General features: G+C 53.2%; 23 protein-coding genes. 17 read left to right on the forward strand and 6 right to left on the reverse strand.

The features are described 5' to 3' along the window. Positions 1 to 440: 440 nt before the first annotated feature. A complete protein-coding gene (locus tag ON072_RS08240) occupies positions 441 to 2,270 on the reverse strand; it encodes an ABC transporter ATP-binding protein (RefSeq protein WP_039033819.1) in 1,830 nt (609 codons plus the stop codon). 278 nt (positions 2,271 to 2,548) lie between these two features. On the opposite strand from ON072_RS08240, the gene ON072_RS08245 reads away from it, so the two are divergent. The 7 genes from ON072_RS08245 (at position 2,549) to ON072_RS08275 (ending at position 10,283) form a co-directional block, all read left to right on the forward strand. Continuing rightward, the gene (locus ON072_RS08245; RefSeq protein ID WP_096142298.1) at positions 2,549 to 4,162 is read left to right on the forward strand and encodes a DNA-3-methyladenine glycosylase 2 family protein; all 1,614 of its coding nucleotides are present in this window, start codon (positions 2,549 to 2,551) and stop codon (positions 4,160 to 4,162) included. Between the two features lie 106 nt (positions 4,163 to 4,268). Then, entirely contained in the window at positions 4,269 to 4,838 is a 570-nt protein-coding gene (locus tag ON072_RS08250; protein ID WP_274626023.1) for a methylated-DNA--[protein]-cysteine S-methyltransferase, read from the forward strand. Between the two features lie 87 nt (positions 4,839 to 4,925). Further along, positions 4,926 to 5,387, forward strand: a complete 462-nt coding sequence (locus ON072_RS08255) for a phosphatase domain-containing protein (protein ID WP_096142297.1) — start codon at positions 4,926 to 4,928, stop codon at positions 5,385 to 5,387. Positions 5,388 to 5,471: 84 nt separating this feature from the next. Further along, on the forward strand, positions 5,472 to 6,989 hold the full coding sequence (locus ON072_RS08260) for a phospholipase D family protein (protein WP_071239193.1): 1,518 nt from the start codon (positions 5,472 to 5,474) through the stop codon (positions 6,987 to 6,989). Positions 6,990 to 7,064: 75 nt separating this feature from the next. Beyond that, positions 7,065 to 7,961, forward strand: a complete 897-nt coding sequence (locus tag ON072_RS08265; RefSeq protein WP_025012086.1) for a chemotaxis protein — start codon at positions 7,065 to 7,067, stop codon at positions 7,959 to 7,961. Positions 7,962 to 8,102: 141 nt separating this feature from the next. Then, positions 8,103 to 9,323 carry a serine/threonine transporter SstT gene (sstT, locus tag ON072_RS08270; protein ID WP_025012087.1) on the forward strand — a complete coding sequence of 407 codons (1,221 nt, stop codon included), beginning with the start codon at positions 8,103 to 8,105 and terminating at the stop codon, positions 9,321 to 9,323. A 624-nt stretch (positions 9,324 to 9,947) separates the two neighbouring features. Then, complete coding sequence (locus tag ON072_RS08275) at positions 9,948 to 10,283, forward strand: hypothetical protein (protein WP_232786082.1); 336 nt, start codon at positions 9,948 to 9,950, stop codon at positions 10,281 to 10,283. Between the two features lie 97 nt (positions 10,284 to 10,380). Here the strand turns inward: ON072_RS08275 and ON072_RS08280 are convergent, their stop codons facing one another. Both ON072_RS08280 and ON072_RS08285 read right to left on the reverse strand, forming a co-directional pair. Then, positions 10,381 to 11,034 carry an RluA family pseudouridine synthase gene (locus ON072_RS08280; protein WP_044734802.1) on the reverse strand — a complete coding sequence of 218 codons (654 nt, stop codon included), beginning with the start codon at positions 11,032 to 11,034 and terminating at the stop codon, positions 10,381 to 10,383. Positions 11,035 to 11,133: 99 nt separating this feature from the next. Continuing rightward, the gene (locus tag ON072_RS08285) at positions 11,134 to 11,727 is read right to left on the reverse strand and encodes an acyl carrier protein phosphodiesterase (protein ID WP_028781043.1); all 594 of its coding nucleotides are present in this window, start codon (positions 11,725 to 11,727) and stop codon (positions 11,134 to 11,136) included. Between the two features lie 146 nt (positions 11,728 to 11,873). On the opposite strand from ON072_RS08285, the gene ON072_RS08290 reads away from it, so the two are divergent. The 10 genes from ON072_RS08290 (at position 11,874) to ON072_RS08335 (ending at position 20,065) form a co-directional block, all read left to right on the forward strand. Further along, positions 11,874 to 12,035: a hypothetical protein gene (locus ON072_RS08290; protein WP_156029248.1), complete on the forward strand. Its 162-nt coding sequence runs from the start codon at positions 11,874 to 11,876 to the stop codon at positions 12,033 to 12,035. Between the two features lie 58 nt (positions 12,036 to 12,093). Then, positions 12,094 to 13,131 carry a tRNA preQ1(34) S-adenosylmethionine ribosyltransferase-isomerase QueA gene (gene queA, locus ON072_RS08295; RefSeq protein WP_025889444.1) on the forward strand — a complete coding sequence of 346 codons (1,038 nt, stop codon included), beginning with the start codon at positions 12,094 to 12,096 and terminating at the stop codon, positions 13,129 to 13,131. A gap of 149 nt (positions 13,132 to 13,280) precedes the next feature. Continuing rightward, positions 13,281 to 14,405, forward strand: coding sequence for a tRNA guanosine(34) transglycosylase Tgt (gene tgt / locus ON072_RS08300; protein WP_028781041.1), 1,125 nt, complete (start codon positions 13,281 to 13,283; stop codon positions 14,403 to 14,405). A gap of 28 nt (positions 14,406 to 14,433) precedes the next feature. Continuing rightward, on the forward strand, positions 14,434 to 14,766 hold the full coding sequence (gene yajC, locus ON072_RS08305; RefSeq protein ID WP_025011473.1) for a preprotein translocase subunit YajC: 333 nt from the start codon (positions 14,434 to 14,436) through the stop codon (positions 14,764 to 14,766). Positions 14,767 to 14,783: 17 nt separating this feature from the next. After that, a complete protein-coding gene (secD, locus tag ON072_RS08310) occupies positions 14,784 to 16,634 on the forward strand; it encodes a protein translocase subunit SecD (RefSeq protein ID WP_044734800.1) in 1,851 nt (616 codons plus the stop codon). Positions 16,635 to 16,645: 11 nt separating this feature from the next. Then, the gene (secF, locus tag ON072_RS08315) at positions 16,646 to 17,593 is read left to right on the forward strand and encodes a protein translocase subunit SecF (protein ID WP_028781039.1); all 948 of its coding nucleotides are present in this window, start codon (positions 16,646 to 16,648) and stop codon (positions 17,591 to 17,593) included. A gap of 249 nt (positions 17,594 to 17,842) precedes the next feature. Further along, positions 17,843 to 18,160 (forward strand): putative signal transducing protein, encoded by a 318-nt coding sequence (locus ON072_RS08320; protein ID WP_025889448.1) that lies wholly within the window; start codon positions 17,843 to 17,845, stop codon positions 18,158 to 18,160. 30 nt (positions 18,161 to 18,190) lie between these two features. Then, positions 18,191 to 18,550: a rhodanese-like domain-containing protein gene (locus ON072_RS08325; RefSeq protein ID WP_071239191.1), complete on the forward strand. Its 360-nt coding sequence runs from the start codon at positions 18,191 to 18,193 to the stop codon at positions 18,548 to 18,550. Then, complete coding sequence (locus ON072_RS08330; protein WP_045282647.1) at positions 18,550 to 19,461, forward strand: precorrin-2 dehydrogenase/sirohydrochlorin ferrochelatase family protein; 912 nt, start codon at positions 18,550 to 18,552, stop codon at positions 19,459 to 19,461. The genes ON072_RS08325 and ON072_RS08330 overlap by 1 nt, the downstream gene beginning before the upstream one ends. 55 nt (positions 19,462 to 19,516) lie before the next feature. Next, positions 19,517 to 20,065 (forward strand): YaeQ family protein, encoded by a 549-nt coding sequence (locus ON072_RS08335; protein WP_101059844.1) that lies wholly within the window; start codon positions 19,517 to 19,519, stop codon positions 20,063 to 20,065. Positions 20,066 to 20,147: 82 nt separating this feature from the next. Here ON072_RS08335 and ON072_RS08340 read toward each other — a convergent pair whose 3' ends face one another. From ON072_RS08340 to ON072_RS08350, 3 genes are all read right to left on the reverse strand, one after another. After that, positions 20,148 to 21,590, reverse strand: coding sequence for a carbon starvation CstA family protein (locus ON072_RS08340; RefSeq protein WP_093983187.1), 1,443 nt, complete (start codon positions 21,588 to 21,590; stop codon positions 20,148 to 20,150). Positions 21,591 to 21,724: 134 nt separating this feature from the next. Further along, positions 21,725 to 22,435, reverse strand: coding sequence for a two-component system response regulator BtsR (gene btsR, locus ON072_RS08345; protein WP_025889454.1), 711 nt, complete (start codon positions 22,433 to 22,435; stop codon positions 21,725 to 21,727). Continuing rightward, the gene (locus tag ON072_RS08350; RefSeq protein WP_261753060.1) at positions 22,432 to 24,108 is read right to left on the reverse strand and encodes a sensor histidine kinase; all 1,677 of its coding nucleotides are present in this window, start codon (positions 24,106 to 24,108) and stop codon (positions 22,432 to 22,434) included. The genes btsR and ON072_RS08350 overlap by 4 nt, the downstream gene beginning before the upstream one ends. Positions 24,109 to 24,207: the final 99 nt, after the last annotated feature.

The raw sequence follows: 24,207 nt of genomic DNA on the forward strand, positions 1-24,207 counted from the left end.
AGCGCTTGCATGGCATGCAAGAGGTCGACGGTTCGATCCCGTCTAGCTCCACCAAAGATTCTCCTTCAAGAGAAACACTAACCACCTCAGGGTGGTTTTTTGTTATCTGTCCTTCAACGTTTGCTTCCTATCAAAACAGCACGCTCTAACCCCGAATGGATTGTTAGAGTATTTATCCAACCATGTATCGAGACATGGCCCCAAAATGCAGATCTTATTAACTGCTCTTATCAGGCTCAGGCTTCACTACCGATACGCCAGATTGTTTTGCCCGGATACCCGCCGAGTTACTACTTGAGTAAAAAGTCGCTACTCGAGTAAGCAAGTCGCAGTTAGTCAAGGTAAGTGTCTCTTTACATGGAAGGCTTAAAAAACAGGAAGCCGCGATGGCTTCCTGGAATGTTGTTCTATGCTGAAAAGCAGGGCGGTATATAGATATTTTAGTCTACACCAATAAAACCGCCTGTTTGGTGGGCCCACAGCTGGGCGTAAATCCCTTTGCTGCGGATCAGTTCCTGATGGCTGCCTTGTTCGACGACTTTGCCCTGATCCAGCACTATCAATCTATCCATAGCGGCTATGGTTGATAGCCTGTGAGCGATAGCGATAACGGTTTTTCCTTCCATCAGTTGATAGAGGCTTTCCTGAATTGCCGCTTCCACTTCCGAGTCGAGTGCCGAGGTGGCTTCATCCAGGATCAGGATTGGCGCATCTTTCAATAGCACTCTGGCGATGGCAATACGCTGCCTTTGACCGCCGGATAATTTGACACCCCGTTCACCCACCTGGGCATCCAGCCCGGTATTTCCCGACGGATCTGTCAAAGAGGCGATAAACTCACTGGCCTGGGCCTTAATGATAGCCTGCTCCAGTTCCTCTTCCGTGGCATCGGGACGACCATAAAGAATATTTTCTCTGATGGATCTGTGCAGCAAGGAGGTATCCTGAGTCACCATGCCTATCTGTGAGCGCAGCGAATCCTGAGTGACTTTACGTATATCCTGACCATCTATCAGAATTTTTCCCTTTTCCACATCATGAAAACGCATCAGCAGATTGACCAAGGTGGACTTACCGGCACCCGAGCGACCCACCAGTCCGACTTTTTCACCTGGCTTGATCTGTAAATCCAAGCCTTCCAGCACGCCGCTCTGTTCTCCATAGTGAAAGCTGACCTTATCGAAATCGATTTGCCCTTGCTCAACCAAAATGGCTTTGGCGTCTTCAGCATCCAGAATGCGGGTGGGTTTGGACAGGGTGCTCATACCATCGGCCACTGTCCCTATATTTTCAAACAGTGAGCTGATTTCCCACATTATCCATTGCGACATGCCGTTGAGGCGCAGAGCCAGGCTGACGGCAATCGCTATGGCGCCGACACTGATGGCACTGTCGCTCCAGAGCCAGATGGATACGGCTGCCACGCTAAAGGCCAGGAAATAGTTCAGCAGCTGCACACTGACGTTAATTCCGGTGACCAGACGCATCTGCCGGTGCACGGTATCCAGGAAGGTTTTCATGCTCGACTGAGCGTATTCGGCTTCCTGTTGGGTGTGGGAGAAGAGTTTGACCGTGGCAATATTGGTGTAGCTGTCGACGATTCGACCCGTCATGGTTGAGCGGGCATCGGCCTGCTCGGTAGACACGGCTTTCAGCTTGGGCACGAAATACCACTGCAGGCCGATATAGATGGCAAGCCATGCCAACATGGGCAGCATCAAGCGCATATCGGCACTGGCTATCATCACCAACATGGAGGTGAAATACACCATTATGTAGACCAGCACGTCCAAGAGTTTCATCACGGTTTCCCGCACCGCCAGAGAGGTTTGCATCACCTTGGTGGCAATGCGGCCGGCAAAGTCGTCCTGATAGAAGGAAACACTCTGTTTCAACAGGTATTTGTGCGCCAGCCAGCGGATAGCCATCGGATAGTTGCCCAGCAGACTTTGGTAGACAATCAAGGCGTGCAGCAAGATGAGTACAGGCAAGAGCACGAGTACCAGCAAGGTCATGCCGAGTAACTTGAGTCCTTCATCCTGCAGCAGGGTTTGTGGATCCTTGTCTACCAGCCAATCAACCAACTGCCCCATAAAGCCAAACAGCGACACTTCCAGCATGGCCAGAATTGCGGTCAATATTGACATCAATATCAGCGGTCGCTCGAAACCTTTGGTGTAGTGGCGGCAAAAAGCATAGAGCCCTTTGGGCGGCGGAGATGGTTCTATATCCGGCAGTGGATCCGTCCAGTGTTCAAAGCGGGAAAACAACGTCTTTATCATGGCCTTCTCTTGGCAAACTGTTATGGGCGATTTATCTCTTGGCAAAGAATGATTCTTGCCCGGTTATGCGGGCAGACATCGGGCCTTGCGGATCTGGAGTGATTTTTATTCAAGCCGTTCCAGCATACCCAATTTTTATCTGTAGGGCAGCTATTATTCCGGATCAATAGTTTGGGTTTGGTCTCGGGGTTCAGTTCCGTTTTCCGCTGGTTTCCCCCGTGTTCGCGGGGTAATCTGCATCCAGGTTATAGACGATAGCGAAACAGATGATGACGATTTTTACCGAGCTCAGCACCGACACCTGTCGCCGGGCGAGACTTAGTCGCGATCCCAGGTTTGATGGCCGCTTCTTTATCGGGGTGAAGACGACGGGGATCTATTGCCGGCCTATCTGCCCGGCGGTGGCGCCGAAAGAGGAAAATGTCGATTACTTTTTCTCGGCCGCCGCCGCGGCAAATCAAGGTTTGCGCCCCTGTTTGCGTTGCCGGCCGGAAAGCGCGCCCGGCTCCTGTGCCTGGAAAGGCACGAGAACCACGCTGGAGCGGGCGGTAACCCTGATAGAGCAGGGCGCCTTGAGCGGCGAGTCGGCGAAAGGTGTCGAGCACTTGGCACAGCGCCTCGGGATCAGCAGTCGTTATCTGCGCAAGCTGTTTGTCGAAGCGCTGGGCCTGTCTCCCAAGCAATACGCTGCGTTTCAGCAATTGATGTTTGCCAAGCAGTTGCTGCACCAAACCCGGCTCCCTATCACGCAAGTGGCCTTGGCTGCGGGATACACGAGCATTCGCCGCTTCAACGAAGTGTTTCAGAGTCAGCTGCAGCTTACCCCGTCGGCGCTCAGACGCAGCGCTGATACGCAAATGGACGACAGTAACAGGCTGCAACTTTTTTTGAGTTACCGGCCGCCATATGCCTGGCAAGCGTTGCTTGATTTCTATCGCCTGCGGGCGGTAACAGGCATGGAGTGGTTTGAACTTGATGGCCGCCAGGGCTATGGTCGCAGCCTGTTACTCAACAGCGACAAAGGCGGGTTCAAAGCTTGGTTTTTTGCCGAGTTGCAGGCCTCGCAAAATAGAGTCGCAGTTACCCTGGCATTGGAAGAGGGCGCCGAGCTTAGCTTGTTGCCGGTATTGGTCAATCGGATAAGAAGGATATTGGATCTCGACGCTGATATGCAGCAGGTTGAGCAAGTGTTGCAACCTATCACACTGGCAGACTCCACCTTTGGTTGGGAGCCGGGGCTGAGGCTGCCGGCAGTAGGCTCTCTGTTTGAAGCCGGGGTGCGGGCTGTTCTGGGCCAGCAGGTCAGCGTTACCCAAGCCACAAAACTGTTGGGGCAGTTGGTGGCAGCCAGAGGTGAGAGGCGAGTTATCGCCGGGCGCGAAATCAGCTTCTTTCCCGAGCCCGAAAGCATGTTGGCGGCGGACTTTGACGAGTTGAAAATGCCCGCAAGCAGAAAGACGGCATTGGCTGAGTTGGCGCGTTTTCAGCTTGAGCATGGTGATACCGAGCCCGAGGCTTGGCTCAGTTTGAAAGGGATTGGCCCCTGGACCATAGCCTACGCCAGAATGCGCGGGTTGTCGGATCCTGATGTGTTGCTCGGCGGCGACTTGATAATCCGTAAACGTCTGCTCACGTTGCTTGGTAAAACGGCAATCTCGACCGAGGTTAACGGGAACTTGGCTCAACTCAACCCGGATTCGGCTAAACAAGGTGCAGTTGGTCAGCATAAAGGCAATAAAAGTGCTGACAAGAAAAGTATGGACAACAAGAGTGACGCCAAGAAAAGTGCGGCCCATTACCAAGCGTTACTGCAAAGTGTCACTGAAGCGGCGTCGCCCTGGGGCAGTTATCTTACTCTACAACTTTGGCAGTCGGCATAGAACCCATTAATAGCAATGAATGAAGAGCTCTGAGATGGGTTGCAGAGGTGACAGGCATCAGGGTCAAACTCCTATTCAAAAGCCATAAAATCAAGGGATTAATCCTATGAATACACAAGATAAACCGAGCTTGGCCGTATCGCTGAGTAAAGAGTGGCCGGCAGCAGAATTGGTGCCGGTGGCGGAGCTTATCATGGATTCGGCTGTGGGCAGGCTGTGGCTTGCTGCGGGGCCCCATGGGTTGTCACATCTGTCGGTTTTGACGGGGGATGACAGAGAGCGCCGGATCCCGCTGGCGAGCGCGAATGTGGCGCAAAAGGCGCGGGCTGAGGCGATATTGGCGCAGACCAAGAGCCAGCTATTGGAGTATTTTGCTGGCGCCAGACAGGTCTTCGAGTTGTCTTTGGCTCCCAAGGGGACACGCTTTCAACGCACCGTTTGGCAGGCGTTGGTGGGGTTGCCCTACGGCAGCTTCACCAGTTACGGCGAGCTGGCCATAAAGATTGATAACCCGAAAGCGGTCCGCGCTGTCGGCACTGCCAATGGCGCCAACCCGATAGCGATCATCGTGCCTTGTCACAGAGTCATAGGTAAGGATGGCAAGTTGACCGGTTATGCCTGGGGCCTGGCCATGAAGCAACAACTGCTTGACTTGGAAGCCGGTCGTCCAAGTTAATCTTTTGGCATAAATCAACGAAATCCTCCGGCGATTTGAGGTATTCTGAAGCCTGATTGAAGTCGCGTATTACTGAGGAAAACACAGATGCAACCACTCTTTTGGCTGGAAGAGGGAGAGTTGGCAGGAAGCCGGGGCCCAGCAGGCCAGAACTGGGATCTCGATGAGCTGCAGCGCTCCGGGATAGGCGCGATTCTTTCCCTGGCTGAAAATGTGGCGGCCGATTGGCCTCAGTCGCCATTTGAGTTTGCCTGTATCCCTTTGCCGAGTGGAGAAACCCCGCTGGATGCCGATTTACGGCTCTGTGTCGAGCAGTTGCCCAAGGCGCTCGACTTTATCAAGCGCCAGCGTGCAGCCGGGCTAGGGGTACTGGTTCATTGCGAGTCTGGGCAAAACCGTACCTGTCTGTTGCTGGCCTACTATCTGATGGCACATGGTGTGGCACCGCTGCATGCGGTTGCCCGTATTCGAGCGGTGGCCGATGCTGCCTTTGAATCCCATGGCTGGGATCAGTTTGTGTTCGATGTGCTCTATGCTTTACAGGAATAGCAAGCCAGAGCTGGAGGCGGGAATGCTGGATCCCGGAACGAATTAATGCTTGAATACTCTTCACTATTTCGAAGAATATTCAAAATGTTGCCACAGTTTGGAATACTGTTGATCCTCTTGTCCTTGCTGAGTGCCTGTAGCTCGGCACCGACACGAGATCCCGCTTACAGCGACTCCAGCTATCTGGCAACGCCGGAGAGTTCTGTCTTGCTGGATTATCTGGAACCTCAATTGTCCATCCACCCATCGCAGACGGGCGTGCTGCCGTTGGCCGAAGGTGTCGATGCCTTTATTGCCAGGTTGGCGCTTATCCGCAGTGCCCAGAGCAGTATCGATCTGCAGTACTACATTTATCGGGCCGATGAAACCGGCAAAACCCTGGTGTGGCAACTGTTGGAAGCCGCTGAGCGCGGTGTGCGGGTAAGGCTGCTGCTGGATGACACCACGAGTGCGCCGCTCGAATCCGGACTGGCGGCCTTGAATCATCATCCCAATATTCAGGTTCGCCTCTATAACCCGGTATATTCCCGCACCTTCAGAGGCTTGTCTTGGCTGTTCAGTTTCGCCCGCTTGAACCACAGAATGCACAATAAGTCGCTGACGGTGGACAACATGGTTTCTGTGGTGGGAGGGCGCAACATAGGCAATGAGTACTTTTCTGCCAACGATGAACTTGAGTTCGGTGACTTTGACTTGCTCGCCATAGGAAAAGCCGTCCCGGCTATCTCTGATCAGTTTGATCTTTACTGGAATGCGCCGCTGACCATTCCACTTGAGCAGCTGCTGCCCAAGCGTCTGACCCGGGAAAAACTGCTGCAGGCCGATGCCAAGATGCGGCAGGAGCAGCAGGCGATGCAGGATCACCCCTATTATCAGCGCCTGTTGCAGAGCCAGTTGATAACCAACATGGAGCAGCAGCAACTCGACTGGTATTGGGGCGAAGCCAAGGTGTTGTTTGACCCGCCCGATAAGCTGCGCAGCGCCGAGCCCGAGAGTTGGATGCTGGCCGATATCGGTCGTTTTCTGTCCCAGGTTGAAAACAACATACTGATCATCTCGCCCTATTTTGTGCCCACCGCCAAAGGGGCCGATGCCCTGGCACAGGCGGTAGCCAATGGCATTGAGGTTACTGTGGTGACCAATAGCCTGGCAGCCACAGATGTAGTGGCCGTGCATGCCGGCTACAAGAAGTATCGTCGGCAACTGCTGGAAGCCGGTGTCAGCCTCTATGAAGTCAAGGCCGACCCTGACCATAAGCCTTCTTCATGGCGCGGCAGCTCACGCACCAGCTTACATGCCAAAACTTTTGTGCTGGACGATAAAGATGTGTTCGTCGGCTCGTTCAATTTTGATCCCCGCTCTGCCTGGATCAATACTGAAATGGGAATTCTGCTACATCAGCCCAAGCTTGCCGAACACATGCAGCGGCAACTGGGCGGCGCCTTACTGCGCAATGCTTACCGATTGGCGCTGGAGGAGGATGAGCTTGTGTGGCACGACGATGCCAAACAAGAGGTGTTCTATAATGAGCCTGCCGCCGGTTTCTGGCGCCGTCTCAGTGCCGATATCCTCAGCCTTTTGCCTATTGAGTCGCAATTGTGAACTGCAGTAGGCCACCATAGGTTCAAGCCTGTGTTATCCTGAAGCGTTTAACTTATTGTCTGTTATGGTGTTGTTATGAAGAGTAAGGCCAATCAATCTCAGGGACTGCTGCTGTTTCATCTGTCGGCAAGCCAGCTGTTTGCCATCGGCACCTTGAAGATCCGTGAGTTGGTACCTTATATGCCACTAAACCAGATCCCCCAATCTCATTCAGCTGTGATGGGTGCGGTAAACTTCAGAGGACACACTATTCCCGTAGTGGATATGGCGGCGGCCGTTGGTTATCGCCCGGTCACCGCAGAGGAGCGCAAGAGCTGTTTTATCATCATCACAGATTGTCAGCGGATGGAGATAGGCTTTCTGGTTCGCGGCATAGACAAGATCCTCGAATGTAACTGGCGAGATATTGAATCACCGCCGGATAACCTGGGACGCAATGCCTATCTGACCGGGGTGACCCGCTACGACAATAAGCTGGTACAACTGCTGGATGTTGAGTTGCTGCTGTCGAAGATTTTCCCGATTGCGGCCCAGAGTGTGGCCATGCTGACCGATGTGCAAAGGGAAAGGTTGAAACCGCTGCGGATCTTGCTGGTGGACGACTCCAAGGTGGCCAGAAAGCAACTGTCCGATGCACTGGACTCCATAAATATCCCCTATGAAGTCACCTCAAACGGTGCTCAGGCTTTGGCCATCATGGAAAAGGCCGCGGCCGAAAAGCGCCCTGTAGATCTCCTGGTGAGCGACATCGAAATGCCGGGTCTGGATGGTTATGAACTCGCCTTTGAGGTGAGAGACAAACCGGCACTCGCCGGAGCTTATATTATTCTGCATACCTCGCTTTCCAGTGAGATCAGTGTCAGTCAGGCGCACCAGGTAGGTGCCAACGAAGCCCTCACCAAGTTCGATGCCCATGAACTTATTGATGCCATGCTCAGAGGCGCCCAAATTGCGCAAGATAGTCAAAAATGACATCACTGTTGCCAAAATGCGTGCTCAGGGTTATCCAGACGACACAAATAGGCTTCAAAGCTAGACATTAGCGGTTTCATCCGCTAAAAACGTAACTCCTGTGGCACTGGTGCCAGAAAGATAATAACGACAGGTCAGGCAATGAACCAATCTTCTTTACTTTTGGCCCGATTGGCCAAGAGCAGTCTTGTACTGCAAATCCTTTTGGGGATCATCGCGGGCATGGGGCTCGCACACTTTGCTCCGGAATGGGCAAAGAGCGTTTCTTTCCTTGGAGATCTTTTTGTCGGCGCGCTTAAGGCGATAGCGCCGATCCTGGTATTTCTGCTGGTGGCGGCATCGATTGCCAATCAGAAGAAAAATACCAAGAGCAATATGCGGCCAATTATCGCCTTGTACCTGTTCGGTACTTTTGCCTCGGCACTTACAGCTGTGGTAATGAGCTTTATGTTTCCCACCACACTCAAGCTCAGGGCGCCTGAACAGTTATTGTCGCCGCCGCAAGGTATTCTGGAAGTTCTCAATACTCTGTTGTTCAAATTGGTCGACAACCCAGTCAATGCTCTGATGAATGCCAACTATATCGGTATTCTGGCTTGGGGTATTGGTCTTGGATTGGCACTGCATCATTCCAGTGATTCGACCAAACAGGTATTTGCCGATGTCAGTCATGGGATCTCACAGATGGTGCGCTTTATTATCCGCTTGGCGCCGATAGGCATCTTCGGTCTGGTGGCCGTGACCTTTGCCGAGAGCGGTTTTGAGGAAGTGTACAATTATGGCCGTCTGCTCGGTGTCTTGCTGGGAAGCATGGCTATCATAGCTCTGGTCGTGAATCCGCTCTTGGTGTTCTACAAGACAAGACGCAATCCTTACCCGCTGGTGTTCGCTTGTCTGAGAGAGAGTGGCGTAACCGCCTTCTTTACCCGTTCGAGCGCCGCCAATATTCCGGTGAACATGGCCTTGTGCGAGCGCCTCAAACTGCATAAAGACACCTACTCGGTTTCTATTCCTCTGGGGGCCACTATCAACATGGGCGGGGCGGCAATTACCATTACCGTACTGACCCTGGCAGCTGTGCATACCACAGGCACCAGTGTCGACTTGCCTACCGCTTTGCTGTTGAGCCTGGTGGCCGCTGTGTCGGCTTGTGGTGCCTCCGGGGTGGCAGGTGGTTCACTGCTGCTGATCCCTCTGGCTTGTAGCTTGTTTGGCATCAGCGACAGCATCGCCATTCAGGTGGTGGCTGTTGGCTTTGTTATTGGGGTCATTCAGGATGCGGCCGAAACTGCACTGAACTCTTCCACTGATGTGTTGTTTACCGCGGCAGTCTGCCAGGCCGAAGAGCGCAAGCTAAGCTAAGGAAGGTGCGAACAAGCCCCATGTGTGCTCTGCGTCGACTTACAGGCCTGGATGCAAGGCGTGGTTCGCAGCAAATGGCCCTAGTCCTTTGCAAGAAGCACAACACAGCAGGCAGGCCTGTAAGCCACGCCCTTCGGGGCTTTCACAGCAAACGGCTCTCTGCGTTATCTGACTTCGACAGGCCCCGGCATGCCTTCAGTCAGATGCCTTGAACGCCAATTGCTGTGTAAGCCAGAGTGCCACGAGGACTTATTCGCACCTTCCCTAAGAAATATTGTTGAAGATAAAGGGCGGCCTCGGGGCCGCCCTTTGTTTTTGGCCCCATTTGCCATGGTGTGACCGTTTAAACGGCCGACGGGAAGGGCATTGTGTGAGTCATTTCATAAATTGCTTAAATTAGCCGCAATAAGTGATCTTGATCACACTTTTATTTTTTCACTGGGCTACACTGCGTACATTAGAGAGATTTCATTCTAACTTATTGGTTTTTAATGATTTGGAATCAAATTTTTCACTTTTCTGTTACTTTTGGCCGGGTAAAGGGGCACTATGAGTTCTATGCTTAATGTCATGCATTTGGGGTCAGCCAAAGAGGCTGGGCTGACATGGTTTAAGGGTATGGATATGTCTGGAGTAGAAAAGCGCAAGCGTCTGCACCGACAGAACGAACAACAGCGAGAATTTCTTGGTTGTTGGCAGGATAGTCGCCCCGGCAGTGGTGAAGAACTGACCCTGTATCGTGAAGGTGGCAAGCTGTTTTTGGAAACCTGGTTCAGCGATGGTTGCCACAGCGTGGATGAGATGAGGTCCAAACAGATCAATGCCGGTTTATGTCTGGAAGATATGGGTGGTAACCTGTTTGGTGAGTACTTTATTTTAACCGCAGAGGGCAAGCTGCAGTTTTGCACCGAAGGAGGCGATAGCTTCAGTCTGGAACCCAAATCTGTGATGAGTGCCTGATAGCGGTCTGATTAAGTCTTGAAAAGAAAACGCCCGCTAAGCGGGCGTTTTCTTTTAGTTGCTTTTCTAAGGCTTTCTTTACCAAGCCTTGCAAGGGTCAGAAAGGTGACAGGCTGACAAAATGCATCTCTGCGCCCGAGTAAGGGTGGCAAAATGCCAGGCTGGCAGCATGCAGACAGAGCCGCGGACGGGCATTTTCAATCTCACACCCACCATAGAAATCATCCCCTAAAATAGGATGCCCCAATGCGAGCATGTGGACTCTGAGCTGGTGAGTCCGGCCGGTTTCCGGTTGCAATGCCACCAGGCTGGAATCTTCACGGTGCTCAAGTACCTTGTAGTGAGTGACCGCTCTCTTACCTTGCTCCGAGACTTGCTGCAGAGGTGGATTGGCCTTGTCCGCTGCCAGTGGCAAGTCAATGACACCGGCTGGCTGTTCAAGATATCCTGCCACCTCGGCCACATATAGCTTATCGCTTTGCCGCTCCTGAAACTGAGTCTTGAGGCTGGACTCGGCGGCCTTGTTGCGGGCGAAAACCATGATCCCTGAAGTGGCGCAGTCCAGCCTGTGCACCAATATGGTTTCCGGATACAGGCGTTGCAAGCGGGTGAGGGCGCAGTCATGGGTTACGGCGGCGCGACCAGGGTTGGACAATAGCCCGGATGGCTTGTTGATGATAATAATATCGCGATCCAGATAGCGGATATCGAGCCAGGGCAGGGCCGGTGGGCGGTACTCAAAAACTTGCATGAACTCTCCTTCGTGAAGGCGCAATTCTAACAAAGCCATAGGCCCGGCAAAAGTGGCTTTGTGGGTTCACCGAACGTGGCAGTTGGCACTTTGCCTCAATCAGAGAAATTCTGCCGGGGTCTTTCTGGCCCATATCCGGCTGTAAGCCATCAATTGTGGGTAAAAGGTTCGAAAGGCGATTTCAATTTCGGTATCGAGTTTTTGCAGCGCCTGTTGGGCGCCGTTGAACAGCTCAGGTTTTGAAAGGCGACGACTCACACCTGTCACCGCACTGTTGAGTCCCTGGCGGCTTTGATAACTCAATAGCCAATTCTGCTGTTCCATCACAGGCGCCAGTTTGGTTAAGCCTTCGGGTAGGGAGGGAGTTTGCCTTAGGCTCTCGTAGGCCTTGTTGCAAAAGGCAGCTAAAGGTTGATGATGATATTCCTCCCAGTATTTGGCCAGCATATGGTCAAAGGCCAAATCCATCAGTACAGGCGCCACTCTGGCAAGTGGCTTGGGGAAAGTACGCACTAACTCGCGGGTTAACTCGTGGCTATCGGTCAACTTGTCTATCTGTCTGTGGAGCCAGAGCCCTTGTTGCAAATGTTTGGGAAACTGTTGGATATTGCCTTTGGCAAAGTCGCCGGCGAGATTGGCGCCGAGAGAGGTTTGGCTGATATCGGCCAGATGCAGGTGTGCAAGGAAGTTCATATTGGCTACTGGGTGTCGAATTCGCCCTCAAGTTACCATGACAAGCCGGCAAATGAAAACAGTCTCTGGCGCCTCGATGAATGTTCTCTTTTTGCTCAGTGAAATAAGATGCTACGCTTAGCGTTCGGTGACGCAGAGGATCAAGGATGATGTGGGACTGGTTCAATAAACTTATCAACAAAACGCCCCGGCCCCAGAGACGCAGGGTCGAGGTGGACATTCCGTTCGAGCAACTCGAATATCGGCGCGAGCCCTTCGATGACAACAAGCCCCTTGCCGAAACGGCAAACGAACCGCTGGAGCCTTGATCTTAACGCCTCAAATCCCTAGACTAGCCGCCGTTTCCAGCTAAGCCGAGGCCCATTCATGCGTGTAGCAGACTTTTCTTTCGATCTTCCAGAGGAACTGATTGCCAAGTTCCCTATGGAGAAACGCAGTGCGTCCAGATTATTGACTCTGGATGGTAACAGCGGGGCCCTTAGCGACTGCCGCTTCACCGAATTGTTGAACCTGGTTCAGCCAGGCGATCTCATGGTATTCAACAATACCCGGGTTATTCCGGCGCGCCTATTTGGGCAGAAGGCAACCGGCGGTAAGCTGGAAATCCTGGTGGAGCGGATGCTGGATGACAAGCGGGTGCTTGCCCATGTGCGTAGCTCCAAGTCGCCGAAAGAAGGCAGTGAAATTTTACTCGATGGCGGCTTCAAGATGCTGATGAGAGCGCGTCACGATGCGCTGTTTGAACTTGAACTGGTATCCGGTCCGAGTGTGCTCGAAGTGCTTGAGCAGGTAGGCCATATGCCGTTGCCGCCTTATATCGACCGTCCCGATGAAGATGCCGACAAAGAGCGCTATCAGACAGTTTATAACCAAACCCCGGGCGCGGTTGCGGCGCCGACAGCCGGTTTGCACTTTGATGACAGTATGTTGGCCGAGCTGAAAGCCAAAGGCGTGGATATTGCCTTTGTGACCCTGCATGTTGGCGCCGGTACTTTTCAGCCGGTGAGGGTCGATAACGTACTGGAACACAAGATGCATTCTGAGTGGGCCGAAGTGCCGGCCGAGGTGGTGACAAAAATCCACAACACCAAGGCGGCCGGGAAACGGGTGATCGCGGTTGGCACCACTTCGGTGCGCTCGCTCGAGAGCGCAGCCCGCGCCAGTGAAGGCGAACTGCAGGCCTTCAAAGGGGATACAGATATTTTCATCTATCCCGGATATGAGTTTCAGGTAGTGGATGCCATGGTCACCAACTTCCACCTGCCGGAGTCGACTCTAATCATGTTGGTCAGTGCTTTTGCCGGCTTTGATGAGGTGATGAACGCCTATCGGCACGCGATTGCCGAAAAATACCGCTTTTTCAGTTACGGTGATGCCATGTTTGTGACTAAAAAAGCTCACTGATTACGACTTTTGTTTTAAAATACCCGCCTCAATGAGCGGGTATTTTGTCTTAAGGGTGAACCTTTTGCCTTTTTGACCCTCTGTTGTCTATACGCTGCGGCCTAAGTCCGCGTAATTAAGGTCAGACTGTTTCTCTGACGAGGTAAGTCATGAAATTTGAATTGGATACAACTGATGGCCGCGCACGCCGGGGCCGATTGATTTTTGACCGTGGCACTGTCGAAACCCCGGCTTTTATGCCGGTTGGAACTTACGGCACTGTGAAGGGGATGACTCCGGAAGAAGTGCGCGCCACCGGAGCCGATATTCTACTGGGAAACACTTTCCACCTCTGGCTGCGCCCAGGTGAAGAGATCATGCGTAAGCATGGTGACCTGCACGATTTCATGAACTGGCAGCGGCCGATTCTTACTGACTCGGGTGGTTTCCAGGTTTTCAGTCTCGGTGATATCCGCAAGATCACCGAAGAAGGGGTGCATTTCCGCTCGCCCATTAACGGCGAAAAGATTTTCATGGATGCCGAGAAGTCGATGCAGATCCAATATTCGCTCGGCTCGGATGTGGTGATGATTTTCGATGAGTGCACGCCGTATCCGGCCACTCATGACGAAGCCCGCAAGTCGATGCAGATGTCACTGCGCTGGGCAAAACGTTCACGGGATGAGTTCGACCGCCTGGAAAACCCCAACTCACTGTTCGGGATTATTCAGGGCAGTGTCTATGAAGATCTGCGTGATGAAAGCCTCAAAGGCTTGTTGGAAATAGGTTTTGACGGCTATGCCGTCGGCGGCTTGGCTGTAGGGGAACCCAAGGCGGACATGCACAGAGTACTGGAGCATGTTTGCCCGCAGATCCCAACAGACAAGCCCCGTTATTTGATGGGGGTAGGCAAACCGGAGGATCTGGTTGAAGGCGTACGTCGCGGTATCGACATGTTTGACTGTGTGATGCCAACCCGTAATGCCCGCAACGGCCACCTGTTTGTCACAGAAGGTGTTATCAAGATCCGCAACGCGCGGCATCGTGACGACACATCACCGCTGGATCCGGAATGTGACTGCTACACCTGTAAGAACTACTCACGGGCGTATCTGTACCATCTGGACCGCTGTAATGAAATTCTCGGGGCCCGTCTCAATACCATACATAACCTGCGTTACTACCAAAGGTTAATGGAAGGTTTGCGCGGCGCCATTGAGACAGGTACATTAGACGCCTTTGTGAAGGACTTCTATGGTCGTCAAGGCCGTGAAGTACCTGAATTGGTGGATTGATTTTATTTGCTGATAAGAAGAGAAAAATATGTTTATTTCAAATGCTTACGCTAGTGCGGCCGGTGCTCCTCAGTCTGGCGGTACCATGGAATTGGTGTTCATGCTGGTGATCTTCGGTCTGATCTTCTATTTCATGATCTTCCGTCCTCAGTCCAAGCGTGTTAAAGAGCACAAAAATCTGATGGCGTCCCTGGGTAAGGGCGACGAAGTCCTGACCAGCGGTGGCATCATAGGCAAAATTGCCAAGATCAGCGACGAGAATGATTATGTTCTGCTGAGCCTGAACGACAGCACCCAGATCACCATCAAAAAAGATTATATCGCGGCGGTATTGCCAAAAGGCTCTATCCAGTCGCTATAAGCCAAGGGGGCTGAGGCGTGTTAAATAAGTATCCTTTATGGAAGAACCTGATGGTGGTGATTATCATCGCCATCGGGGCTTTCTATGCCGTACCTAACCTCTTTGGTGAGGATCACGCGGTACAAGTGGTGGGCACCCGCGGTGCGGATGTGACTGTCACTACCCAGACACAGGTTAACGACTTGCTGCAAAGCAAGGGGATAGGTGTCAAGCGTTCCGAGTTGGAAAACGGTCAGTTACTCGTCAGAGTCAACAATGCCGAACAGCAGTTGTTGGCCAAAGAAGCGATAGCCGAAGCCTTGGGTGACAAGTTCAGCGTGGCGTTGAACCTGGCACCGGCCACACCGGCTTGGCTCGAGTCTCTCGGTGGTTCACCGATGAAACTGGGTCTTGACCTTCGTGGTGGTGTGCACTTCCTGATGGAAGTGGACATGGGCGAAGCCATTCGCAAGATGGAAGAAGCCAAGATCGCCGATTTCCGCAGTCAGCTGCGGGAAGAGGGGATCCGCTACTCGGGTGTCAAGGCTACGGCCAAAGGTATTGAGATCAAGTTCCGCGATGCCGAGAACCTGGCCAAGGCCGAGAGTTTCCTCAAAAGTCGCTCCAACGATATGGTATTCAGCGATGCCAGCGAGGGCAGCAACTTTGCCCTGATGGCCACCATGAGCGAAGTCTACCTCAAGCAGGTGAAAGAAGACGCTCTGTCGCAGAACATCACCACTATTCGTAACCGGGTGAACGAACTTGGGGTTGCTGAACCCGTAGTACAACGTCAAGGCGCCGAGCGCATTATCGTTGAACTGCCTGGGGTACAGGATACGGCTCGCGCCAAAGAGATCCTCGGGGCGACCGCTTCCATTGAATTCCATATGGTCGATGAGAAAGCCGACATGAACGCGGCGCAATCGGGACGGGTACCACCCGGTTCCGAGGTGTATCCTCGTCGTGAAGGCGGTATTGCCGTATTGAAGAAAGAAGTGATGCTGACCGGTGATCATATTACCGGCGCTCAGCCAAGCTTTGACCAATACAGCCGGCCTCAGGTGAGTATCAGCCTAGACGCCAAGGGCGGCAGTATCTTCTCCAACGTGACCAAGGACAACATCGGCAAACCGATGGCGACCCTGTTCATCGAGTATAAGGACAGCGGCAAGCGTAACCCTGACGGCAGCGTGAAGATGGATAAGATAGAGGAAGTGATCTCTGTCGCAACCATTCAGGCTCGCCTCGGCCGTAACTTTGTTATCACGGGTCTGTCTCATGGTGAAGCCCAGAACCTGGCGTTGCTGCTGCGTGCCGGCGCGCTGATTGCACCTGTATCCATAGTGGAAGAACGCACCATAGGCCCAAGCCTGGGTGCCGAAAACATTGAAAATGGGATGCAGGCGATGCTCTGGGGTATGGCAGTGGTATTGATCTTCATGCTGATCTACTACCGCGCCTTTGGTGTTATTGCCAACCTGGCGCTGTGTGCCAACCTGATCATGGTTGTTGGTGTGATGTCGATGATCCCAGGCGCAGTACTGACTCTGCCGGGTATCGCCGGTATGGTGCTGACAGTGGGTATGGCGGTGGATGGCAACGTGCTTATCTATGAGCGTATCCGTGAGGAGCTTCGCGCAGGTCGCAGTGTTCAGCAGGCTATTCATGAAGGTTATGGCAACGCGTTCTCCACCATTGCCGATGCCAACATTACCACCTTCATCACCGCACTTATCCTGTTCGCAGTGGGCAGCGGCGCCATTAAAGGCTTCGCCGTGACCCTGATGATAGGTATCGCGACATCCATGTTTACCGCTATTGTCGGCACCCGGGCGATTGTAAACGCCATGTGGGGCGGCAAGCGCGTGAAAAAACTGTCGATCTGAGGAAGCTGATTATGTTGCAGATTTTATCATTTAAAGGCTCTATCAACTTCCTGCGTCACGCTCTGCCCATCAGTATTATGTCGGCAGTGCTGGTAGTGGCTTCCCTGGCTTCCCTGGCAACCAAGGGGATCAACTGGGGACTGGATTTCACCGGTGGCACCTCTGTCATCATGGAATTCAGCAAACCCGCTAACCTGGACGAGCTGCGTCTTGCCCTGGACACTGAGCTGACCTCGGGCGCCGTGGTACAGAACTTCGGCTCCAGCCGCGATGTGGTAGTGCGCCTGCAGGTGCGAGAAGGCATCAAGAGCGACCTTCAGGTCAAGGAAGTCTTCGCCGCTGCAGCCAAACAAGACCCGGCTGTGCAGCAAAAGAGTGTAGAGTTTGTCGGCCCTCAGGTCGGTAAGGAATTGGCAGAGCAGGGCGGCCTGGCGGTACTGGTTGCGCTTATCTGTATTCTTATCTACGTCTCTTTCCGGTTCGAGTGGCGTCTGGCCATGGGCTCGGTTGCCGCATTGGCGCACGACGTGATAGTGACACTGGGCTTGTTCTCCTTCCTGCAGTTGGAGTTTGACCTGACGGTACTGGCAGGCTTGCTGACCGTGGTGGGTTACTCGCTCAACGATACTATCGTAGTGTTTGACCGTATCCGTGAGAACTTCCTCAAGATGCGTAAGGCAACACCTGTGGAAGTGGTGAATACCTCAATCACCCAGACCATGAGCCGTACCATTATCACCACCGGAACCACGCTTATTACTGTGGTTGCGCTGTTCCTCAAGGGCGGCACTCTGATCCACGGCTTTGCCACGGCATTGCTGATGGGGATTTTGGTGGGTACTTACTCCTCCATCTATGTGGCGAGCTTCCTGGCAATTAAGCTTGGGATCAATCGTGAGCATATGATGCCGGTGGAAGTAGAGAAAGAAGGCGCCGATCAGCCCTCGCTGATGCCCTGATAAACCCAAGTTGAAAAAGCCACCTGCGGGTGGCTTTTTTGTGTCTGGATAGCTGGAAACGATTTTGAAGTCAGGCTCCCCAATCAGTTTTTGGTGTAGATTTGCGGTTTTGTTATCAAAAAGTAAATTCACTTAATTCTGTCACTCGACAGTCCAGGCGTTTATCAGTAGCATGGGCAGCGGATCCTTCCACAGGATCCATTCCTTAATTTCTCTGCTGCGGCAGAGCCTAAAGTTGTAGGAAGAAACATGGAAGAACGAAAAGTCATGGTAGCCGGTGGTAATCTGCTGCAGGCTCATACCTGGAAGGGAATGCTTGAGACCTCAGGATTGAGGGTCGAACTGCGTGGTGAAGCTCTGCTGGGCGGTGTGGGAGAGTTGCCGGTTGATATGCAAACCGTTGAACTTTGGGTCCCGGAATCTCAGCGGGAGCAGGCTCAATCGCAGCTGGCCAGTCTCAATGCCGATAGACCCCAGTGGCAGTGTCTGCAATGTCATGAATTCAACGACGCCAGTTTTGAGCTCTGTTGGCAGTGCAGCGCCGAACGCAGCGAGTGCCATAATTAAGTTATCGCTGGCACAGCCGGAGAGTGGCAAATGACAAACAGCCTTGATTTTATGGCCTTGGTCGAACAGGCAAGAGGTCAGGTCCGTGAGCTGAGCATTGAAGAGTATCAGCAGGACGACGGTTGGCAACTCATCGATGTACGTGAAGATCATGAGTGGCTCAAAGATCGTCTGCCGCTGGCCAAACACTTGTCCCGCGGCATACTGGAGCGTGATATTGCCAAGCGATTTCCGGACAAGTCGGCTGCACTGTTACTCTATAGTGCCGGTGGGCAACGCGCCTTATTGGCAGCACTGAGCCTGCAACAGCTGGGATACCGAAATGTGGCCTCGCTTGCCGGTGGTTATCGAGCCTGGTGCGCCCACGAACTGCCTTTGGTACAGGATTAATGCAATATTTTCCCCTTTTTGTTGATACATCGCGGATAAGAGTGCTGCTGGTCGGTGCCGGTGAAGTGGCCAGCCGCAAACTGGATCTCTTGGCCAGAACCGAAGCCGAAATTCACGTTGTGGCGCCCAAGGTGAGCGCCGAGGTGGAAGCCTATGCGGCCAGTGGCCGAATTTGGCTGTCGCGCCGGGGCGTGGAGGAGCGGGATCTTGCCGAGCGGGAGCTGGTTTATCTGGCTACAGCCGACAGTCATCTGAACCAAACACTGGCGTCCAAGGCGCGCGAGCTTGGTGTATGGGTCAATGTGGTCGATACCCCATCCGAGTGTGATTTTATCACCCCCTCAATCGTCGATAGAGGGCGACTGGTAATGGCTATCAGCACAGCAGGCGCCGCGCCTGTGTTTGCAAGAGACTTGCGAGCCAAACTTGAAACTCTGCTGCCACCGACCCTCAGCCCTTTGCTGGATTTTATCGCCGAGCACAGAGAGGAAGTGCAGCAGCGCCTGCCTTCGGTGGATGCCAGACGGCGCTTCTGGGAGCATTTCTTTAAGCTCAATGGTGACAGGTTTGACGCCAGCACCCGGGAGAATTTCGAGTTGAGCTTTGCCTCAGGTGAAGCCCAAGGGGAGTTACTGCTGTTGGCAGATGACTGTCATCTGCAGTTGTTGCCGCTGGCTGCGATGCCTATGTTGCAGCGGATAGACAGCCTGATAACAGATGCCGCCCCTACGGCTGAGTTGCTGGAGCTTATCCGCCGGGACGCGTCACGTACTGCGCCCATGGCAGACAGCGGCCTGTTGGCATCCTATCAAGCCGGTATGCGGATGTTGCGTCTTGCCGACGCAAACGAAGTCGCCAGGCTCAAGGCGGCGTTTCCGTTCGCCAAACATTTGCGCCCCGGCGCTATTTAACCCCTTTATTTCCTTATTGAGGCAGCATCAGCCTCTTTATCACAGAGAAGTTATCATGGCCTTGAAGGCGAGTATTTTTAAAGTTCAGCTCAGTATTGCTGACATGGACAGGCATTATTATCAGGATCATCAGCTGACCATTGCTCAGCATCCGTCGGAAACCGACGAGCGTATGATGGTGCGCTTGCTGGCTTTTGCGCTCAACGCCAGTGACAGTTTGGCCTTCAGCAAGGGCTTGTGTGTCGATGATGAGCCTGAACTTTGGGATCGCGAGCTAAACGGTGATATTCGTTTGTGGGTCGAGTTTGGACAGAGCGATGAAAAATGGCTGCGCAAGGCCAGCGGCCGCGCCGATGAAGTGCAGCTGTTTACCTATGGTGGCCGCAGCGTGCCTGTATGGTGGCAACAGAATCAGCATGCCTTTAACCGTTATGCCAACCTCAAGGTTTGGGAGATACCCGAAGAGCAGGTGAAGGAGATGGCGCAATTGGTCAGCCGCTCAATGAAACTGGGCTGCAATATCAGCGATGGGATTATTTACCTGAGCAGCGACAGTGCCAGTGTGATGGTGGAGCCCAAGGTGTTGAAGCCCTTGGCGCTGTGATTGTTTCGGTTGCTGCGAGTTGTTTTAAATAACAAGAGCCGCCTCAAAAGGGCGGCTCTTGGGTTATGCAGGTTTCCTGAGCTTAACCCTCTTCAGGGATCACCTCATCGACCTCGTTACGGCCTTTGGTCTTTATTATCACCAGGGCGGTTACCAGCAGGGTCACCACTATGCCGCTGATGGTGGATACTGTCATTGGCAGACCGGCACCCAGGGTACTGGAGTTGAGCAGGAAGCTTATCACTACCGTGGTCATAAACATCGCCGGAATGGTACAGATCCAGTGCAGCTTGTTGTGGCGCAACAGGTAGGCCGAGGCTGTCCACAGCATCATTACCGCTGTTGCCTGGTTGGCAACCCCGAAGTAGCGCCAAATTACACCGAAGTCTACCTGGGTCAGTATCGCCCCTATGATGAACAGCGGAATTGCCAGCATCAATCGCTTGGGCATCTCTGTCTGAGGCATATTGAAGTACTCAGACAAGATCAGCCTGGCGGAGCGGAAGGCAGTATCGCCGGAAGTGATAGGCAGAATGATGACTCCAAGCACCGCCATAAAACCACCGACAGCACCGAGAAGACCGGTTGAAGCACCGTAAACCACGTTGGCAGGGTTGCCGTCCATACCGGCTTTAAGCCCTTCGACGCCGTCGAAGAAAGACAGGGCCACGGCACACCAGATAAGGGCAATGATACCTTCGCCTATCATGGCACCGTAGAACACGAAGCGGCCATTGGATTCATTTTCAACGCAGCGGGCCATCAAGGGAGACTGGGTTGCATGGAAACCTGAAACGGCACCACAGGCGATGGTGATGAAGAGCGCTGGCCACAGCGGGGCATTGTCCGGATTCAGGTTCTGCAGGAAGTCACCGGCTTCAAAGCCCGGCAGCAGAGTATGCTCACTGGACAGCACTATGGCTATGGTCAAACCGACAGACATGAACAGCAGCAAGGCGCCGAAGAAGGGATAAAGGCGACCGATAATTTTGTCTACCGGCACTATGGTGGCAATCAGGTAGTAAACAAAGATGATGCCGACAAACAGGCCGACGCTGCCGCCGGTGAGTTTACCGAGCAAGCCGGCCGGAGCTGAGATAAACACCACACCCACCAACAACAGCAGTATGATGGCGAAGATGTTCATAAAATTCTTGGCACCTTTGCCAAGGTATTTACCCGCCAGGTTAGGCACTGACTGACCGCCGTTACGTACCGACAGCATGCCGGAGAAGTAGTCATGCACGGCACCGGCAAAGATACAGCCGATAACAATCCACAACATGGCTGCCGGGCCGTAAAGGGCCCCCAGAATAGGGCCGAAAATAGGGCCCACACCGGCTATGTTCAGCAGTTGGATAAGGTAGACTTTGCCCTTGGACATGGGCACATAGTCGACACCATCTGTTTGGGCGTAGGCGGGTGTTTGTCTTTTATTGTTAATCCCGAATATTTTTTCTACAAAAGTACCGTAGATGAAGTAGCCGCCGATCAACAGACCGACACACAGCAAAAACCACATCATAGTTGTTATCTCCCCGATTTGAGTTGACGCAATTGTAAACACTTTGGTTACAAGGCCCAGCGGGAACTGGGTCAGCGGTCAAAAGTCGGGGGTGAGCGGTTATCTAGGGCGCCGAGCGGTTGTTAGCTTGTGCTTTACTGGTAACCAAACAGCTGTTTCAGCGGCTTGAGAAAGCGTCTCGATACCGGGATCTTGGCGCCGCTGCGGGTGGTGACCTCGGCGCCTGTTTCCAGCAGTTCTATCTCGGCAATGGCAGTGGGCGCCACCAGATACTGGCGATGGCATCTGAGCAGCGGGGTTTTTTCTTCCAGTAGCTTCAGTGTCAACTGGGTATGAACCTTCTCCCTGGCGGTCGCCACATGCACCCCACCTAGATCGCTGAAGACAAACTCCACCTCGGTGACAGGGACCACCTTGAGACGGTTGCCGCTGAAGCAGGGCAGGTGTTGCAGTTGTTGTGGCGCTATGGCCGACAGCGACTGAGGCCTGAGATCCCGGCGAAGCTTATCCAGGGTCTGGCTGAGGCGCTTCTCATCCAGGGGTTTGAGCAGATAGTCGAAGGCATGGTTATCGAAGGCCTTGACGGCAAATTCATCGTAGGCGGTAACAAACACTACTCTGGGCATATTGTCGGGATCCAGCATGGCGATAAGCTCCATGCCGCTGATCCTTGGCATTTGAATATCCAGGAACAGCAATTGAGGCTTGAGCTTGGCTATCGCTTGCATGGCCTCTATGGCGTTGCCACATTGGCCGAGAATTTCAATGTCGCCGGCCTGAAGCAGCAGCTCTGCCAACTCTTCTCGGGCAAAAGGTTCGTCATCGACAATAAGACAAGTGATCACAGGGCTGTTTCCGTTATGGGTAAATGTATGCTGACTCTAGTGTAACTGTCGCGCTGGCATTCGACACTGACACCGTAATCTGTGCCGAAGAGATTCTGTATTCTTTTGTGCACCAGGTTCATCCCCAGGCCATCGGATTCTTCGGCGGGTTGATAGAGCCCTGCATTATCCGTGACTTCCAGTATGAGCCTGTCATCGGTGCGGCGGCCTTCTACCTGAATACGGCCAGTGTCTATCAGATGCGAAGTGCCGTGTTTGACCGCGTTTTCTATGATGGGTTGCAGGGTAAAGGCTGGCACTCTGATCGCCAGCAGAGATTCGGGAATGGCGATATCTACCTCAAGCTTGTCAATGAAACGGGCTTTTTCTATGGTGAGATAGGCTTCGATATGCTCGAGTTCATCTCCCAGGGTCACCAGGCCCGCAGTACGCTTGAGGTTAATCCGTAAAAACTGACTCAGCTGTTGCAGCAAGGTTCTGGCCATGGGCGGATCGCGACGAATGATTGCCCCTATGGTATTGAGCGCGTTGAACAGGAAATGCGGGTTGACCTGAGCTTGCAACAGTTTGAGCTCAGCCTGGGTTAGCAGGTTTTGCTGCTGCTCGAAACGGCCGTAGAGAATCTGATTCGACAGCAGGCGGGCGATACCTTCCCCCAGAGTACGGTTGATATTGAGAAACAGCTTGTTCTTGGGTTCATACAGTTTAATGGTCCCTATGACCTCGTTGTCGCTGCGAAGCGGGATCACCAAACTGGAGCCCAATTTACAACCGGGGGAGATGGAGCAGGCATAGGGAACCTCTACTCCGTCGGCAAACATCACCTTATTCTGCTGTATGGCATCCAGGGTTATTTGGGACGATATCAGAGTGCCGGGCAAGTGGTGATCGGCTCCTATGCCGATAAAGGCCAGGAGTTTTTCCCTGTCTGTGATGGCCACGGCGCCGACACTGGTTTCCTCTATGACTATCTTGGCAACCTGGGTGCTGGTTTCCTCGTTGAAGCCGGAGCTCAAGAGGCCCACACTGCGCTCGGCGATTTTCAGCGCCTTGGTAGAGAAACTGGACGAGAGTTTATCGAACATGGTTTTTTGGTCCCGCACCATGCTCATAAACAGGGCTGCGCCTATGGAGTTGACCAGCAACATGGGCGGGGCTATTTGACGCACCAAATCCCAGGCTTCATCAAAAGGCTCTGCCAGTAGCAGGATAATGCTCATCTGCATCATCTCGGCATAAAAGGTGATAAGACACACCAGAATGGGATTGAATACCAACTCGGCCTTGCCCTGACGGCGCAGATAATAGCTGATCATCCCGGCGGATAAACCTTCCAGGGTGGTGGAAACCGCGCAGGCCAGATCGGTAAAACCACCCAAGCTATACCTGTGTAAACCTCCTGTCAGGCCGACCAGCAAACCTGTTGTCGGGCCGCCGAGCAGGCCACCGAGTACGGCGCCCATGGCGCGGGTATTTGCGATGGCACCATGGGTCTGCTCACCAAAGTAAGTGGCCATGATGCAAAAGCCGGAAAATACCAGATAGAGAAAGATCTTATGGGGCAGCCGGGTCGATGCCTCAGTAAACAGCTTGAACAAAGGGGTCTTGCTGACCAGATAAACAATCACCAAATACAGGCTCATCTGTTGTGTCAGCAATAGAATAAGGGACATGAAAACTCCTCTTGCACAAGCAAACCGCCGCCATAATGACAAACAAGTTGCGCAAAATCAGGGAATGCTGCAGCAAAATCCGTTAAAAATCGGCAGCGA

Source organism: Shewanella sp. K8 (assembly GCF_028823715.1).
Lineage (GTDB): Bacteria > Pseudomonadota > Gammaproteobacteria > Enterobacterales > Shewanellaceae > Shewanella > Shewanella algae.

Coding starts and splice junctions, on each gene's coding strand:
- ON072_RS08245 (WP_096142298.1), top strand. CDS start 2,549: ATGATGACGATTTTTACCGAGCTCAGCACCGACACCTGTCGCCGGGCG.
- ON072_RS08250 (WP_274626023.1), top strand. CDS start 4,269: ATGAATACACAAGATAAACCGAGCTTGGCCGTATCGCTGAGTAAAGAG.
- ON072_RS08255 (WP_096142297.1), top strand. CDS start 4,926: ATGCAACCACTCTTTTGGCTGGAAGAGGGAGAGTTGGCAGGAAGCCGG.
- ON072_RS08260 (WP_071239193.1), top strand. CDS start 5,472: ATGTTGCCACAGTTTGGAATACTGTTGATCCTCTTGTCCTTGCTGAGT.
- ON072_RS08265 (WP_025012086.1), top strand. CDS start 7,065: ATGAAGAGTAAGGCCAATCAATCTCAGGGACTGCTGCTGTTTCATCTG.
- sstT (WP_025012087.1), top strand. CDS start 8,103: ATGAACCAATCTTCTTTACTTTTGGCCCGATTGGCCAAGAGCAGTCTT.
- ON072_RS08275 (WP_232786082.1), top strand. CDS start 9,948: ATGTCTGGAGTAGAAAAGCGCAAGCGTCTGCACCGACAGAACGAACAA.
- ON072_RS08280 (WP_044734802.1), bottom strand. CDS start 11,034: ATGCAAGTTTTTGAGTACCGCCCACCGGCCCTGCCCTGGCTCGATATC.
- ON072_RS08285 (WP_028781043.1), bottom strand. CDS start 11,727: ATGAACTTCCTTGCACACCTGCATCTGGCCGATATCAGCCAAACCTCT.
- ON072_RS08290 (WP_156029248.1), top strand. CDS start 11,874: ATGATGTGGGACTGGTTCAATAAACTTATCAACAAAACGCCCCGGCCC.
- queA (WP_025889444.1), top strand. CDS start 12,094: ATGCGTGTAGCAGACTTTTCTTTCGATCTTCCAGAGGAACTGATTGCC.
- tgt (WP_028781041.1), top strand. CDS start 13,281: ATGAAATTTGAATTGGATACAACTGATGGCCGCGCACGCCGGGGCCGA.
- yajC (WP_025011473.1), top strand. CDS start 14,434: ATGTTTATTTCAAATGCTTACGCTAGTGCGGCCGGTGCTCCTCAGTCT.
- secF (WP_028781039.1), top strand. CDS start 16,646: ATGTTGCAGATTTTATCATTTAAAGGCTCTATCAACTTCCTGCGTCAC.
- ON072_RS08320 (WP_025889448.1), top strand. CDS start 17,843: ATGGAAGAACGAAAAGTCATGGTAGCCGGTGGTAATCTGCTGCAGGCT.
- ON072_RS08325 (WP_071239191.1), top strand. CDS start 18,191: ATGACAAACAGCCTTGATTTTATGGCCTTGGTCGAACAGGCAAGAGGT.
- ON072_RS08330 (WP_045282647.1), top strand. CDS start 18,550: ATGCAATATTTTCCCCTTTTTGTTGATACATCGCGGATAAGAGTGCTG.
- ON072_RS08335 (WP_101059844.1), top strand. CDS start 19,517: ATGGCCTTGAAGGCGAGTATTTTTAAAGTTCAGCTCAGTATTGCTGAC.
- ON072_RS08340 (WP_093983187.1), bottom strand. CDS start 21,590: ATGATGTGGTTTTTGCTGTGTGTCGGTCTGTTGATCGGCGGCTACTTC.
- ON072_RS08350 (WP_261753060.1), bottom strand. CDS start 24,108: ATGTCCCTTATTCTATTGCTGACACAACAGATGAGCCTGTATTTGGTG.